The following is a 14,780-nucleotide window of genomic DNA, read 5'->3' on the forward strand; positions in this document are numbered from 1 at the left end:
AGGGCCATTTTGTGTTTTTGCGCTTTATATTCGTCCATGAAGCTTGGTTCCGGTCTCGGATTCAACGCTCAAGGTCGCTGCGCTAATATCCCTTCGCTTCCTCGACGTAAACTTTCTTTGAAAGTTTACCCAACTGAGTTATAGGGCTATTTGCTGTAGTAATTTAAAGGTAAATCACTGAAAGCGCAGGCAGTATAAAAATTTTTAACAGGCTTGTCACTATTAAAACGTGAAAAAGTCGGGACTAATGGATTGATCGCTCAATATTAAGCCAATGTTGTAGTGGTTAGGGTGATGAGTTGTGCAGATCATTAAAATGGCGAGGTAAGTATTGGTCTGGCTTTACAGTGAAAAAATAGAGTCACTTAGAATCTGGGGTGGATTTTTGCTGTAAACACAAGATGAGCAAGCAGTAACGTTCGTTGGAAATAGGACAGAGATAAAAGAAGCCGGCAATTGGCCGGCCTCTTTTAGGAGAACGAATTAGGTTATTGGTGCATGCCTAGTTTTTTCTCTAGGTAGTGGATATTCGTGCCACCGTTTTGGAAGTTCTCGTCTGACAAGATCTTCTTGTGCAGCGGAGTGTTGGTTTTAATCCCGTCAATTACTAGCTCATTTAGTGCGTTTTTAGCACGAGCGATCGCAACATCACGGTTTTCACCATAAGTGATTAACTTACCGATCATTGAGTCGTAATGTGGCGGTACTGTGTAATCAGCGTAAATATGGCTGTCCCAACGGATCCCAAGGCCACCTGCTGGGTGGAAGCGTGTGATTTTACCCGGTGAAGGGATAAAGCTCTCTGGGTCTTCTGCGTTAATACGGCACTCGATTGCGTGACCACGGATCACCACGTCTTCTTGTGTGATAGAAAGCGGTTGACCAGCAGCAATCTTAAGTTGCTCTTTGATTAAGTCTACGCCAGTGACCATTTCTGTTACTGGGTGCTCAACCTGAATACGAGTGTTCATTTCAATGAAGTAGAACTCGCCGTTTTCGTATAAGAATTCAAACGTACCTGCACCGCGATAACCAATCTCGATACATGCACGAGTACAGCGATCACCAATGTATTTACGCATTTCAGCTGTGATCCCTGGTGCAGGTGCTTCTTCCACTACTTTTTGGTGACGACGCTGCATTGAACAGTCGCGCTCACCTAAATGGATTGCATTGCCTTGACCGTCAGCAAGTACTTGTACTTCGATATGGCGTGGGTTTTCTAGGAATTTTTCCATGTAAACCATGCCATTACCAAAGAACTGCTTGGCTTCTTGTTGCGTCAACGCAATTGAGTCAACAAGCTCTTTCTCGCTACGAACGACGCGCATACCACGACCACCACCGCCACCTGCGGCTTTGATGATAACAGGGTAACCAATACGCTTGGCAATCTGCATGTTGCGATCGTTATCTTCGGTTAACGGGCCATCAGAACCTGGAACACAAGGAACACCAGCTTTTCTCATCGCTTCAATAGCAGAAACTTTATCACCCATTAGACGAATAGTGTCGCCTTTTGGACCGATAAAGATAAAGCCACTTTGCTCAACTTGGTCAGCAAAGTCGGCATTTTCAGAAAGGAAACCGTAACCTGGGTGAATAGCAACCGCGTCTGTGACTTCTGCCGCAGCGATAATACGAGGAATATCAAGGTAGCTTTCGCTTGCCGCAGGTTTTCCGATACAAATGGTTTCATCCGCAAGAAGAACATGTTTTAGGTCACGGTCAGCTGTTGAGTGCACAGCAACCGTCTTAATACCTAGCTCCTTGCAGGCACGCAATACGCGAAGTGCAATTTCACCTCGGTTTGCAATGACTACTTTATCTAACATAACGTTGACCTTCTGCGTAATTATTCGATGATGAATAGCGGTTGGTCGAATTCTACTGGCTCACCGTTTTCAACTAGGATTGCTTTAACTACACCAGCTTTATCTGATTCGATCTGGTTCATCATCTTCATGGCTTCAACGATACAAAGTGTGTCGCCAACATTTACTTTTGAACCTACTTCAACGTATGCCGCTGCTGTTGGAGAAGAAGCTGTGTAGAAAGTACCAACCATAGGAGACTTAACTTGGTGACCTGCTGGTGCGCTGCTTTCTGCTGGTGCTGCTTCTACTGCTGCAGGAGCCGCCGCTGGTGCTGCTGGTGCAGGTGCCGCTGGAGCTGCCATGTATTGTTGAGGTTGTGCATAAACTGGTGCGCTGCTGTGGCGATTGATACGTACTGACTCTTCACCCTCAGTGATTTCTAGCTCTGCAATACCTGATTCTTCTACTAGCTCGATAAGTTTTTTGATCTTGCGAATATCCATACAATGACCCGCCTGTTAGTTAATTTGAGTTATTTTGTTTTCGCAATTGCGCTAACGCTGCATCAAGTGCAGCACGATAGCCCAACGCGCCTAATCCACATATCACGCCTTCCGCCACATCAGAAAAATAAGATTTGTGACGAAATGGCTCTCTGGCGTACACATTGGTGATGTGTACTTCATAAAAAGGGATGTCCACACTGAGTAAAGCGTCTCGAAGGGCAATGCTTGTATGGGTAAATGCGGCGGGATTAATGATAATCGCATCACATTGTTCATATTGAGCGTGAATAGCCTCGATTAGCTGCGCTTCACTATTACTTTGAATGTGTGACAAGCTGACTTGCTGTGCTTCTGCATATTCAGTTAATGCGTCAACAATTTCGTTGAGAGTCTGCGTGCCGTACTTGTGCGGCTCACGGCGACCTAGCATATTTAAATTAGGGCCGTTTACTAATAAAATCTTTAATTTTGCAGACATATTACGCGAACTTCCTTTAACTAAAGCATTAGCCAAAAATTTAGACTGTATGGCTTGTTAACTTAAGCCGAATTCCAGCAAATAGCAAATATTTCTCCATTTCGTGGAGTATTATAGAGAGTTCGAGGTAAATAGCAGCAAAATACTGGTCTAATGAGAAGGGTAGAGGGGCAAATAAGTTTGCCCCTAAAATGGTTACTTTGCGTCCTGCTTGGCCTTTTCTAGGTGGGCAGCAAAGTCTTTTGCGTCTAAGAAACCTGTGATGCGGTGTGTTGGCATCTCATTACCTTGGCTATCAAAGATTAAAATAGTCGGTAAACCAAACACCGTAAATGCCTCCATGATCTCTTGAGTGTTGTCATTGGCTTTGGTCAAGTCGAGCTTTAATAGCTCGTAATCTTTGAACTGTGCTTGTACTTCAGGTTTCGGGAAAGTGTATTTCTCAAACTCTTTACACGCAACACACCACTCTGCATATAAATCAACGATAGGCACTTTGCCTTTGGTATTGGCCTCAGCAACGGCGACTTTGAGTGCAGCTAAGTCAGGTAGTAACTTAAACTTCTGCTCTCCCGTAACGACCTCGGCTTGAGTCGATGTAGTACTTACAATAGCTGCAGGTGCTGGAAACAGGCTTGTTTTTAATGCATATAAGCCAACAATAAACAGAGTGATCGCAAAACCCCACAATGTGGTTTTACCTTTGCCTGCCTGTAATTGGCTTTGCCAATAATGCAAGTAGAGTGCTGTCGCTACGGCGAGGCCACCGGCCAGTGAGATAATCACTGTCGCATCGAGTATACGCTCTAGAAGGATAAGCGGTACGAAGAGCATCACAAAACCAAATAGCGTTTTGACCTGATCCATCCAGCCTCCTGCTTTTGGCAATAATTTTCCACCTGAGGTACCTAGCAGTAATAGCGGTAAGCCCATGCCCAAGCTAAGTGCGTATAGTGTTACCGCGCCCACCACATAGTCACCACTTTGCGCGACAAATAATAGCGCACCAGAAAGTGGAGCTGTGGTGCAGGGCGATGCAATAAGTCCAGATAGCACACCCATAATGAATACACCCCAGTAATTGCCGCCTTTTTGCTTGTTACTGAGCTGAGTGAGTTTATCCATCATGCCGCTAGGTAAACGAATTTCGTAAACCCCAAACATAGATAGCGCGAGTGCGACGAACAATATACTAAAGCTGATAAGTACCGCAGGATGCTGCAAGTAGCCTTGAATTTGGCCACCGAAATACGCAACGACTAACCCAAGCGCCGCGTAAGTGACCGCCATACCTTGCACATAAACAAAAGATAGACTGAAGGCTTTTTTAGTCGAAAGGCCTTGTTGACCGGCGATGAGACTCGACAAAATAGGGAACATCGGGAATACACAAGGGGTAAACGCAAGGCCAATACCCAGGCCAAAGAACGTCAAAATATTCGCAAGTAAGCTGCGCTGCATTAGCTGCTCAGTGAAAGACAAATTATCGTTATCCACAGAGGTGCTTTCGCTTTGAGCTTCTGCTTTTGTTTCAGGAGCTTCGGTTGACGTGGTCTTTGGCTTTTCTCCCGCAATCGTGCTTAACGGCACTTCTACAATTTCTGGCGGATAGCAAAGTCCAGCTTCGGCGCAGCCTTGATAGCGTATTTTTACGATTGCACCTTGCTCGATATTACTGAGCTTAGAGATAACAGATAAGTTATTGAAGTAGACTTCAGTGCGACCAAAAAACTCATCTTCAATCATCTTTCCTGGTTCAAGCTCCGGCACTTGGATGTCGGCTTGTTTAGCGATAATTTGAAGATTCTTCTTATATAAGTAATAGCCGTCGGCGATGTCCCAACCTACAAACAAGGTGTGGCCTTGCTGGTCAAAATCGAACTTGAATGCTTCTGTTACTGGTAAAAAAGTCTGTTGTTTAGGAGCCAGTAAGCTGTCTAGCACCGCATTGTTTGCTTGCGCGGGAAACCACATCAGCAATGAGAAAAGAACTACTAAGAGTCGCATTACAATAATACCTCGTCCATCCATTTGAAATAAGCTAAGTTGCCGCTGGTAACGTCCACGACTTGAATTTCTGGGACATCATAACTGTGTAGTTCACGAATAGCGGCCATCACTTGCTCTAGTTTTTCGGATTTTGTCTTGATTAACAGCTTGGTTTCTTGCGCATGTTCAACCTGACCTTCCCAAACATAAATAGATTCCACTGCTGGGATTAGGTTCACACAAGCTGCAAGTTTTTGCGTTACAAGTTGCGTTGCAATCTTACGCGCTTCTGCAACTGAATCGCAGGTAGATAAGACGAGTTTATATCTTACGCCCATTGCCATTTCCATTTTAGGGTTAGTAATGGCATCTTAGCGGATAGCTCCTCTTTTCTAAAGCGTCTTACTTGTATCGCTTGAATTAAGACCTTTGCACCCATATTTATCTTTCGTAGATTTGGAGAAAGTATGTTTAGATTCTTATTTATTTTATTTATCGCTATTCCGATTATTGAAATTGCTTTGCTGATCCAAGTCAGCGAGGTGATAGGCGGTTTTGCTACCATTGCGCTTGTAATTGGTACCGCCATTTTAGGGGCAAGACTGGTTAAACAGCAGGGTCTTGGCGCTTATGTCAACGTACAGCAACAGATGTCTCGTGGGCAATTGCCTGCACAAGATTTATTTACCGGTTTGTGTGTGATCATTGCTGGTGTGCTATTGATGACGCCTGGGATCATGACCGATGTATTAGGCTTTTTACTGTTAACCCCAGCCGTTAGAAAAAAGCTGGCGCAGTCGCTGTTAGCACATGCTACTGTAAGAGTGCAAACAGGCATGCACTCAGGTCAGTCACCGTTTGCTAATCAATCACGCGACGAGCGTGCGGAGCAGCAGGAAGAAATTAGAGATCCATTTAAAAATCAATCGGGTAGAAATTCTTCAACAACGATTGAAGGTGAATACGAAAGAAAAGACTAAATTTTTTTGGTTTTTTCTCTTGGGTTTTAATTTGCCCATCCCCATAAATGAAAGCAATTAAAATTGCGTGTGTTAACCACAACCTGTGGATGTAACAGCGCCTTAAAAAAGCATTATTTCTGTCATTGTTCAGAAACTGTTAGGAGAACTATATAAATGAACATTCGTCCTTTACATGATCGCGTCATTGTTAAGCGTCTTGAAGAAGAAACAAAGTCAGCTGGCGGCATTGTGTTAACTGGTTCTGCAGCTGAAAAGTCTTCACGTGGTGAAGTGGTTGCAGTAGGCAACGGCCGCGTGTTGGATAATGGTGAAACTAAAGCACTACAAGTAAAAGCTGGCGACACAGTGTTGTTCGGCTCTTACATCGAAAAAACTGAGAAGATCGAAGGTCAAGAGTACCTGATCATGCGCGAAGATAACATCTTAGGCATCGTAGAATAATTAATACTTTTTAGTTTAATCGACAACAGAATTTAAGAGGAATTTATAACATGGCAGCTAAAGAAGTTCGTTTTGCAGGTGACGCTCGTACAAAAATGCTAAAAGGCGTAAACGTACTAGCAGACGCAGTAAAAGTAACACTAGGTCCTAAAGGCCGTAACGTTGTTTTAGAAAAGTCATTCGGTGCACCAACTATCACTAAAGACGGTGTATCTGTTGCGAAAGAGATCGAGCTTGAAGATAAGTTCGAGAACATGGGCGCACAAATGGTTAAAGAAGTTGCGTCTAAAGCAAATGACGCAGCGGGTGACGGTACTACCACTGCAACTGTTCTTGCGCAAGCTATCGTGAATGAAGGCCTTAAGTCAGTTGCTGCGGGCATGAACCCAATGGACCTTAAGCGTGGTATCGACAAAGCAGTTATCGCCGCTGTTGAAGAGTTAAAAACGCTTTCAGTACCTTGTTCAGACGCAAAAGCGATTGCACAAGTTGGTACGATTTCAGCTAACTCTGATAAAGAGATCGGTGACATCATTGCTGAAGCAATGGAAAAAGTAGGTCGTGAGTCTGGTGTTATCACTGTAGAAGAAGGCCAGTCATTACAAAACGAACTTGATGTAGTTGAAGGTATGCAGTTTGACCGTGGCTACCTTTCTCCGTACTTCATCAACAACGCTGAAAAAGGCCAAGTTGAGCTAGATAATCCACATATCCTTCTAGTAGACAAGAAGATCTCAAACATTCGTGAACTTCTACCTACACTAGAAGCAGTTGCTAAAACAAGCAAGCCGCTACTAATTATTGCAGAAGACCTTGAAGGTGAAGCGTTAGCAACTCTGGTTGTAAACAACATGCGTGGTATCGTGAAGGTTGCAGCGGTTAAAGCGCCTGGCTTTGGTGACCGCCGTAAAGCGATGCTACAAGACATCGCAATCCTAACTGGTGGTACAGTTATCTCTGAGGAGATTGGCCTTGAGCTTGAAAAAGCTACAGTTGAAGACCTAGGTACAGCTAAGCGCGTGGTTATCACTAAAGATGACACAACTATCATCGACGGTGCTGGCGAGCAAGAAGCAATCGATGGTCGCGTATCACAGATCAAAGCACAAATCGAAGAAGCAACTTCTGACTACGACAAAGAGAAACTACAAGAGCGCATGGCAAAACTTGCAGGCGGTGTTGCAGTAATCAAAGTTGGCGCAGCAACTGAAGTTGAAATGAAAGAGAAAAAAGACCGCGTAGAAGATGCGCTACACGCAACTCGCGCAGCGGTTGAAGAAGGTGTAGTACCTGGTGGTGGTGTTGCACTAGTTCGCGTAGCGAGCAAGCTTGAATCGCTAACTGGTGACAACGAAGACCAAAACCACGGTATTAAAGTGGCACTTCGTGCGATGGAAGCACCACTTCGTCAAATCGTTTCAAACGCAGGTGACGAAGCATCAGTTGTGATTAACGCTGTTAAAGGCGGTGAAGGTAACTACGGTTACAACGCAGCAACTGGCGAGTACAGCGACATGATCGAAATGGGTATCCTAGACCCAACTAAAGTAACGCGTTCTGCACTACAGTTCGCAGCATCAGTAGCAGGTCTTATGATCACTACAGAAGCGATGGTTGCTGAAATTCCGAAAGAAGAAGCTGCTGCTCCAGATATGGGTGGCATGGGCGGAATGGGTGGCATGGGCGGCATGATGTAGTAAAAATCGGTCCAGATCGCTTTTTATAAAAACCCTAACAGTTTGATGTTAGGGTTTTTTTGTGTCTGAAATTTGCTCAAGCGTCATTATTTTAGGGGTATAAAGTGGGGTATCGATTTAAGTCCCATGTGTTGTAAAAAAATGTGCTTTGTGCTGTTTCACACAAATGGACTAGTAGCAGGAACATGCTTAGGTGGGCTAACTAACCAATGTATAACAACCATAAAATCCAACACAATATGCTAAAGTAAAATAGGAATACTGCCGATACTAAGGCAATACGAAAAGGAGCTTTTATGACTATTCATTTTAATATCCATTCGGCGTCAACAACTAATGCGCCAACATCAACACCTACACAACCGTTTGCTGCGCCCGTAAAAAAGGAGCCAGAACCAAATCAGGTTAAAGATACCAAAGAGAAACAAGTATCTGACGAGTCTGTGTCTATTGCTGCATTTACAGGTGATGCGCCGAGCAGTTCACCATACAGCGCTCTACTTAATCCTGAGGGCTTTGATTTTGAGAATATGTCTATCAATGAATTTAAAGGTATTGTTGACGCAATTCGAACGTTGGAGTCTGATATGGCACGCTCGAGTGGGTATACGGGGAGCTTACGTGACACATTTTGGGATGATGTAATGGGGGTGAAAGGTTCTTTAGATGGTGTCAATTTTGAGGAAAAAGGTTTCAAGCCTGACGAAAAAATAAATATTATCGACTTCTTTGTAGATCATGTAGAAGGCGCGGCGCAAATGGAAAAAGAGAACTACCGCTCATTTCATGGTGTGTTGGGTAATGCTCAAAAGAAACAGCAAACAGTTGCTAAAATCACTTCAGAATCTTTTCTCCAAGAGTATCAAGAGAAGGTGATCAATTTCCTAAAAAGCCAAGAAACTAAACTTGTTGATACGCAGGCTTAATTAGCCTGCGTAATATAAATTAATTCTCGCGGTATTCGTAACGTACACCGCCACGTATACTTGTACCGCCACCGTTGTTTTTCAGAGTTAATCTATAGCTGCCACGAGGAAGGTATCTTCCGATATGAGTACCTCGATCAATTTCGCTATCATCACGGTATAAAATTAATTCCATATCATGGCCATCATAGTTTTTTTCTATTGTGAAAAAGTAAGAATTACAAGTACCGCCAAAGCTTGAAAAATTGGTAAGAGTAATTTCTTGATCTACTTTAGCACTTGCATACTTTGTATATTTATAGGTCTCGCAGCGTCCCCATTCAGCATTTAATTCAGCGGCTCTTTGATTTACGTCTAGTTCGCCACTTTCAGAACGGTCTAGCAGCTCAGCCATAGTAATACCTTCAGCTTTAGCGACCGCTTCAGCTCTTTGAACTAATCCACCTTCGGCTTGAGCATAAGATATAGCAGAAGTGCTAACCAATGTCGCTAACATAAGTGATTTTAATAAACCGGTAACTTTCATAATATTCCTTTGTCCTTGAAGTTATTTTGTATGATGAGAAAAAGAGAGTGATTTTGTAACTTGACTCTTGAAAGCCTTTTCCCAGAATCAAACTCGGAGAAAACTTTAATTTATCTATGTTCCTATTACAATACCAGGTAGTTCGAAATTTACTTTTAATTATATGATTGCCAGTATCATAACAATTTGTTATTAAATAATTTATATTGAATTGCTTCAGAGCCTTAGAGTTGTTAGCGCGCTATTGATATAGGTAACTGGTTGAAATATAAATAAATTTGCCCTTTATTTCACAATGGGGGTATAAAGTGGGGTATCGCTACTTTTTCCCATGTTAATAGTTCAATAGAAACAAAGGATTAAGTTCTACATGGGCGGCATGATGTAAACATCATCTCCTAAGCACTACACGCTTTAGAAACCCAGCTTCGGCTGGGTTTTTGCTTTTTTATACTTGGTGCTAGATACTACAGGCTCAGGAAAATGAGCTTCTATTTCTTTGAGGTACTCGACTTCATGAGTAATAATTCCCAAACCTTTTCTCCTATCGCACCTTGCTGCTTTTCTTTATCCCCCAAGAATATAATTAAATGCTCCTATATCGTCCAAACACCGTGAATGTGTAGCCCATAACTGCTTATTCTTAAGAATACCTACTCGCTCTTCAGCAGATGTGTAATGACAGTAAGGTCTTCATTCTCTTGTGTTATTTTTCAGTTTCATAGCAGAGCATCAAAGTTTTTAGTGCTTTATATCTTTATTCACCAACGCCCTCACTACTGGCCGCTTTTTTGATTCCCTCTAATAAGGCTTCAGTTGTCCACTCGACTTCATTAAATGGAATGTCAGGTTGATAAAAATCACCATTGCCACGGGCTCTATCCACATAGACTTTATTAGGAATAATGATCTTGCTTAAGCCTGATGGGGTATCAACCAACCTTACTTCCATATAGGTTGAATCTGAGCTACTTGGGGCGCCAAATAGCACTGTATTTGAAAACAACTTAAACGTATCGATCGCATCCAGACAGGCGCTGCCACATTGCCCCGGCACGATCACTATCGCTTTATTTTTAAAGTCACTTTCAGCTAGCTGCTTTGAAGCATTTTTTGCTTGCGGCTTATGCTCTACATAAAATGGCTTTCCAGCCTTTAAAGATGCACGCATACCAGTAGACATTGCTTTCACCATTTCATGCATCTCAGGTTGGTCGCGTAATACAGTTACTAACGACTCTACGTACTGAGTATTATCTTTTGATGCTCGCCACCACACCTGTGTTTTTTCGTCATGTTTATCTTTTCGATAATTAACGATTTGCTGCCCCCATAATTGCTCGGCAATTTTCAAACTCCAGAAGGATGAACCACCTTGATTATGACGAAGATCTAATACCACAGCTGTAGCTGTGAGAAGTTGTTCACGCTGCCTAGCTAAATCAGCAAACAGTTGCTGGTAATTTGATTTTTCTGTTTCGTTAGGCGCAAAGGTGGGCATTGCTATCCAGGCTATATCTTCGACAGGCCAATGTAAACCGACCTCCAACTTATCGCCATTGTAAGCATTTACTAGATGTTGATTAACACTATCTGGTCGTTCTACCCACTGTAACTGTAGACTGTAGGCCACGCCACTCGATTGCACAAAGTTGCATGTTTTTAATGGTGGTAAAAATGGATTACCGTCGTCGATTAATAATCGCCATCCTTGATTCCACCAATGACCAGGCTGCTCAACTTGACCATGGAACTTAAACAACGTGTTACGCATTAACGGCTTAATAGGTGTATCATTACAGCTTATGACCTTATCGCCCTTAGTTACTTTATCATGCTCACTGTAATACACTTTTAAACCATCACCACGCCAAACTACCGAGAACCCCGGCCAACGTCTAGGTTGCCTCACTGATTTTGGTAAAACCGCCACAGCGCCAGCATGACCATCCTGTAAAACAGTATTAAAACGGGCGATTGTGGCTGCATAGCCTGAGGCATCTTTGATCTTTTCAGCAAGCACTAACGCTTGTTGCTTTGCGTTTTCAAGTAACTGTGCAAAGCCAGGATTGTGGCTATCCAACATACCGGGGTGGTTGGTAGCTGATTGCTGATAGGCGTAATGGATATCTTGTTTTGCAACAGCTTGCCACTGCAAAGCTGTGCTAGGCAGGTTGTCGATTGAATCGTTGTCATTTCCAAGCGCATGAGAATTCGTTGCAAGCACACTAAGGCAGCTCACTAACGTTCCAAGGTAGGTGTTAATCGTTTTTTTCATATAGGTGCTTTTAATTATTATAATTTGACTATTTAATGCAGCACAAAAAATCGAGAAATAGTGAGTGCTTTCACAATGACAAGCGCAATATGGCGGGATAAATCCCGACCTAAAAAACCATCAAACAGAAGGCTGGTTGCTCAGCTTACCAACTCACTTACTATTGCAAACAAATCACTTTTGGTGTGAATTGCGCTAAACTTACGACCAATAGTGAGCTATTGATGCATTAATTTACCTAGTTACCACTGAGTAATTGAAGGTGAACTTAAAGGATTAGGTATCTTATTCTTAATCCAACCTCAAGTTAGCTACAAGCTAGCGATACCTGCTCTTGGCCTTTTTTATTTTTTGTGATTTCAACATGTCAGTCTTTAATTGATGTGCTAGCGTTACCTCGACCACCACTATATGGGTTGTATATGGGCACGCCCCGATCTTCCACTATACTTAGCCATTCGGTGAGCCACTTCATGCTACCAGCGGTTTCCTCATTTAATGCTCTGTCTTTGGCCCAAAGTCTAACCCCTAAGACGCCACCGCCAATAGGAATAACTTGGCCTTGCTTATCGAGTGCTTTCATGAGACTCCCCTCTACGGCTACACCTGCTCCATTAGTTGTCAGCAAATCCAGTTTTACCCAAGCACTGGTGCCATCTTTAAAATTTATTACCAACACAGGTTTCAGGTTTAAGCCTAGTGATGTTAACCCAATATCTAGACCTAGATCAGCTTTTAGCTGTTTTAGTTGCGTATGAATTAGAGTGAATTGATTTCTAACCTTTTTGTCTGTTTGAATCCGAGTGGCGATTTTACTCAAGAAGTAGTGCTCGGGTATGGCAATTTGAAATGCACTTTCAAACTTCCCGTCAACGGGTAACGTGATTTCAGCAGTCCTTTTATGGAGCACCTCTACTGCCTTTTGAACTTCGATTAGTTTTTCTTTGAGCTGCAGTGACATAACCGAGTCTGGCCCGTGATATTCACTACTAAATGCGTGGTATTTATTAGATGCATTTACTTCATCAGCACTTAGGTCTAAAACAGATTTATAAAGTGTTATTTTAGGTGATGATTGAACGAGATCTACAACATATACCCGCTCACCTTCATAGCGGGTGATTTCTTCTACTAGTTTTTGCGAGCGCTCAGGACTACAAGCATTACATAGTATTGTTCTTTCAGCATGTACATAAGTGCTGCACAGACTCATGATTAACACGCTAAGATATAAGAAATACTTCATTTAAAACAATGTCCTTTTGTGTTTCTAAAAAGTGTATTTTGGTTGTTTTTTTGTGAATGTCAATGGTGGGTGGATTTATCATGCAGAATAAATAGCAGTGGCTTGATGGGGATAAAAGAGCGTAGAGATGAGGTGAATCGTTGAAAAACGGTTTAAACCGATCCGCCGCCAATAGCCTTAAGCTATTACGGTTAAGTTGAAGCTACTCGATTGCTTATGGTCGTAAAGTTACTGCTTTGATTACATCCGTTTGAGAACGATTTACCCTAACCTCGGTCTTACTAACTATAAGCTAACTTGAACGCCTGCAATTGTGATTTATTAAAAGTGCTTTAACTTTGTTTTTAATAGCCCCGAAAACGTACATTGCTTTTAAGAAAGCACTTATCTAGGGTGATATAGTATTAGTGAACTCAGTTTTTCATTCAGTTAGCTAACTAACTTCTGAATACAGTTTCAGGTGGTTATGTAAATGTAGTCAAATGTCACACTGCGTAAAAGGGTGTGATCTTGCTTTACTTCGCACAATGAAGGAGTAAGGTGATGGTATAGTTTGAAGGAGATCCAAAGATGAAAACACAAATTGCAATACTTGCTTTATTTATGACTCCCTTATTTGTCAATGCAGGTGAGGTCGCTGTGACTTGGAAGGACTTTAAAGAGTATCGTGATGTTAGACCTGGTAATGAAACGCGCGGTTCATTTCATAAACGGGTTGAAAAGCAATTGCAAAAACACTTAGAAGAATTAGCGACTAAATTACCGGAGGGCTACAAGCTCGCAATTACCTTTGACGAGATAGACCTTGCAGGTGATGTTCATTACGGTACCACTGATATTCGAGTGATTAAACCAATCCATTTCCCCCGTTTTGAAATTAGCTATAAGTTAACAGATAAGTCTGGTAAAACCATCGCAGAGGAAAATGGCGTGACGTTAAAAGATATGTCGTTCATGGATAGAATAAAAAGAGGCATGGACGAATCTTTTTATTATGAAAAGCGACTTTTAACTGACTGGTTTGAAGATGACTTGATGAAAAAAGTTAGTTAATTAACCGGTGTTAGCCTTGAGATAAGCTTACACGCAGCGCTCAAGCTGCGTGTTTGGTTAACTAGTTGGCTATTTAAATGTCGCCAGTAGCTGTAGTAAGGATTGTAACTTTTTGACAACCAGTGCGAGTTTTTGCTCGTCAATTTCTTCAGTTGTCGATAGGCCTTCAACGTCGGCTGCAACATCCAAAACATAAGGTTTAAAGCGTTTTGCTTCAAACGTAAACCCCGCTTCTTCTGTAAATAGCGCTTTAAACTTACCATGACCTTGCTGCTGCAATTCATCGAGTTTTTTATCAGCATCCAGCGCTTGGCGGTATATGATCTTGAGATTTTCATTAAGTTGTTCGATAACGGCTTGCATGGTCATTCCAAACAGATTTTCAAAACTCCATATTTTAAGGGGTCAGAGATCAAATGTCAGGTAGTAAGTTGGCAATAATTTTCTTAATCCACACTTGGCCTAAATTGTGTCGTGTCTTATCCCAATTCGCTTAATTAAGTAGTCTATTTTTAAGCGAGAAAATATTGTCAATAACCAAGCGAAAATTTTGCTATTTAACCTGAGGTTTGGATAAGGAATGAGCTAACTCACTGTTTTTTTAATCACCTTAAACTATCTTCTTATCGAGCCAGAGAGTTTTGGGGATAGCTCCGATCTCGCGTCCTGCTACCGCCCAGGTACCTACATCCTTGTAGGCAAGGCGAATTTACGCACTAATAGCTGGCTATTGGAAGTGAATTCAACGCCGTTAGCGCTAAAACAGGCTGCTAGAAAGGCATTAATTATCCGCAGCTCAGGTTAATTAATTCATATTTTAAGCTCAACAAGAGCTAATCG

14 protein-coding genes are annotated in these 14,780 nt (G+C 42.3%); 5 read left to right on the plus strand and 9 right to left on the minus strand.

All coding sequences use genetic code 11. The annotated features are described in order from the left end of the window. Positions 1–488: 488 nt before the first annotated feature. The 5 genes from accC to cutA form a co-directional block, all read right to left on the minus strand. Positions 489–1,835 (minus strand): acetyl-CoA carboxylase biotin carboxylase subunit, encoded by a 1,347-nt coding sequence (gene accC, locus CWC03_RS16940; RefSeq protein WP_128728833.1) that lies wholly within the window; start codon positions 1,833–1,835, stop codon positions 489–491. 20 nt (positions 1,836–1,855) lie between these two features. Next, the gene (accB, locus tag CWC03_RS16945; protein WP_017217207.1) at positions 1,856–2,320 is read right to left on the minus strand and encodes an acetyl-CoA carboxylase biotin carboxyl carrier protein; all 465 of its coding nucleotides are present in this window, start codon (positions 2,318–2,320) and stop codon (positions 1,856–1,858) included. 19 nt (positions 2,321–2,339) lie between these two features. Then, positions 2,340–2,801 (minus strand): type II 3-dehydroquinate dehydratase, encoded by a 462-nt coding sequence (gene aroQ / locus CWC03_RS16950; protein ID WP_069021390.1) that lies wholly within the window; start codon positions 2,799–2,801, stop codon positions 2,340–2,342. 195 nt (positions 2,802–2,996) lie between these two features. Further along, on the minus strand, positions 2,997–4,808 hold the full coding sequence (locus CWC03_RS16955) for a protein-disulfide reductase DsbD (protein ID WP_138582888.1): 1,812 nt from the start codon (positions 4,806–4,808) through the stop codon (positions 2,997–2,999). Further along, positions 4,808–5,128, minus strand: a complete 321-nt coding sequence (cutA, locus tag CWC03_RS16960) for a divalent-cation tolerance protein CutA (RefSeq protein WP_138582889.1) — start codon at positions 5,126–5,128, stop codon at positions 4,808–4,810. The genes CWC03_RS16955 and cutA overlap by 1 nt, the downstream gene beginning before the upstream one ends. 129 nt (positions 5,129–5,257) lie before the next feature. On the opposite strand from cutA, the gene CWC03_RS16965 reads away from it, so the two are divergent. The 4 genes from CWC03_RS16965 to CWC03_RS16980 all read left to right on the plus strand — a co-directional run bounded on the left by CWC03_RS16965 (position 5,258) and on the right by CWC03_RS16980 (position 8,837). Further along, a complete protein-coding gene (locus CWC03_RS16965; RefSeq protein WP_138582890.1) occupies positions 5,258–5,770 on the plus strand; it encodes an FxsA family protein in 513 nt (170 codons plus the stop codon). A 156-nt stretch (positions 5,771–5,926) separates the two neighbouring features. Further along, positions 5,927–6,214: a co-chaperone GroES gene (locus CWC03_RS16970; RefSeq protein ID WP_010368755.1), complete on the plus strand. Its 288-nt coding sequence runs from the start codon at positions 5,927–5,929 to the stop codon at positions 6,212–6,214. 50 nt (positions 6,215–6,264) lie between these two features. Next, on the plus strand, positions 6,265–7,911 hold the full coding sequence (groL, locus tag CWC03_RS16975) for a chaperonin GroEL (protein WP_138582891.1): 1,647 nt from the start codon (positions 6,265–6,267) through the stop codon (positions 7,909–7,911). A gap of 296 nt (positions 7,912–8,207) precedes the next feature. After that, positions 8,208–8,837: a hypothetical protein gene (locus CWC03_RS16980; RefSeq protein WP_138582892.1), complete on the plus strand. Its 630-nt coding sequence runs from the start codon at positions 8,208–8,210 to the stop codon at positions 8,835–8,837. 19 nt (positions 8,838–8,856) lie between these two features. On the opposite strand, the gene CWC03_RS16985 is transcribed toward CWC03_RS16980, so the two are convergent. The 3 genes from CWC03_RS16985 to CWC03_RS16995 all read right to left on the minus strand — a co-directional run bounded on the left by CWC03_RS16985 (position 8,857) and on the right by CWC03_RS16995 (position 12,887). Then, a complete protein-coding gene (locus CWC03_RS16985) occupies positions 8,857–9,363 on the minus strand; it encodes a hypothetical protein (protein WP_138582893.1) in 507 nt (168 codons plus the stop codon). 757 nt (positions 9,364–10,120) lie between these two features. Then, positions 10,121–11,641 (minus strand): S41 family peptidase, encoded by a 1,521-nt coding sequence (locus tag CWC03_RS16990; RefSeq protein ID WP_138582894.1) that lies wholly within the window; start codon positions 11,639–11,641, stop codon positions 10,121–10,123. 367 nt (positions 11,642–12,008) lie between these two features. Then, positions 12,009–12,887 (minus strand): DUF436 domain-containing protein, encoded by an 879-nt coding sequence (locus CWC03_RS16995; protein WP_138582895.1) that lies wholly within the window; start codon positions 12,885–12,887, stop codon positions 12,009–12,011. Between the two features lie 570 nt (positions 12,888–13,457). On the opposite strand from CWC03_RS16995, the gene CWC03_RS17000 reads away from it, so the two are divergent. After that, positions 13,458–13,940, plus strand: a complete 483-nt coding sequence (locus CWC03_RS17000) for a DUF3016 domain-containing protein (RefSeq protein ID WP_138582896.1) — start codon at positions 13,458–13,460, stop codon at positions 13,938–13,940. Positions 13,941–14,009: 69 nt separating this feature from the next. On the opposite strand, the gene CWC03_RS17005 is transcribed toward CWC03_RS17000, so the two are convergent. Then, entirely contained in the window at positions 14,010–14,303 is a 294-nt protein-coding gene (locus tag CWC03_RS17005) for a hypothetical protein (RefSeq protein ID WP_045987966.1), read from the minus strand. Positions 14,304–14,780 lie beyond the last annotated feature (477 nt).

Source organism: Pseudoalteromonas sp. S2755 (assembly GCF_005886535.1).
Taxonomy (GTDB): domain Bacteria; phylum Pseudomonadota; class Gammaproteobacteria; order Enterobacterales; family Alteromonadaceae; genus Pseudoalteromonas.

Bases quoted from the DNA above. Each gene is read 5' to 3' on its own strand.
- CWC03_RS16995 (WP_138582895.1), bottom strand. From the start codon at position 12,887: ATGAAGTATTTCTTATATCTTAGCGTGTTAATCATGAGTCTGTGCAGC.
- CWC03_RS16955 (WP_138582888.1), bottom strand. From the start codon at position 4,808: ATGCGACTCTTAGTAGTTCTTTTCTCATTGCTGATGTGGTTTCCCGCG.
- cutA (WP_138582889.1), bottom strand. From the start codon at position 5,128: ATGGGCGTAAGATATAAACTCGTCTTATCTACCTGCGATTCAGTTGCA.
- CWC03_RS16970 (WP_010368755.1), top strand. From the start codon at position 5,927: ATGAACATTCGTCCTTTACATGATCGCGTCATTGTTAAGCGTCTTGAA.
- aroQ (WP_069021390.1), bottom strand. From the start codon at position 2,801: ATGTCTGCAAAATTAAAGATTTTATTAGTAAACGGCCCTAATTTAAAT.
- CWC03_RS17005 (WP_045987966.1), bottom strand. From the start codon at position 14,303: ATGCAAGCCGTTATCGAACAACTTAATGAAAATCTCAAGATCATATAC.
- accB (WP_017217207.1), bottom strand. From the start codon at position 2,320: ATGGATATTCGCAAGATCAAAAAACTTATCGAGCTAGTAGAAGAATCA.
- CWC03_RS17000 (WP_138582896.1), top strand. From the start codon at position 13,458: ATGAAAACACAAATTGCAATACTTGCTTTATTTATGACTCCCTTATTT.
- CWC03_RS16965 (WP_138582890.1), top strand. From the start codon at position 5,258: ATGTTTAGATTCTTATTTATTTTATTTATCGCTATTCCGATTATTGAA.
- accC (WP_128728833.1), bottom strand. From the start codon at position 1,835: ATGTTAGATAAAGTAGTCATTGCAAACCGAGGTGAAATTGCACTTCGC.
- CWC03_RS16990 (WP_138582894.1), bottom strand. From the start codon at position 11,641: ATGAAAAAAACGATTAACACCTACCTTGGAACGTTAGTGAGCTGCCTT.
- CWC03_RS16980 (WP_138582892.1), top strand. From the start codon at position 8,208: ATGACTATTCATTTTAATATCCATTCGGCGTCAACAACTAATGCGCCA.
- groL (WP_138582891.1), top strand. From the start codon at position 6,265: ATGGCAGCTAAAGAAGTTCGTTTTGCAGGTGACGCTCGTACAAAAATG.
- CWC03_RS16985 (WP_138582893.1), bottom strand. From the start codon at position 9,363: ATGAAAGTTACCGGTTTATTAAAATCACTTATGTTAGCGACATTGGTT.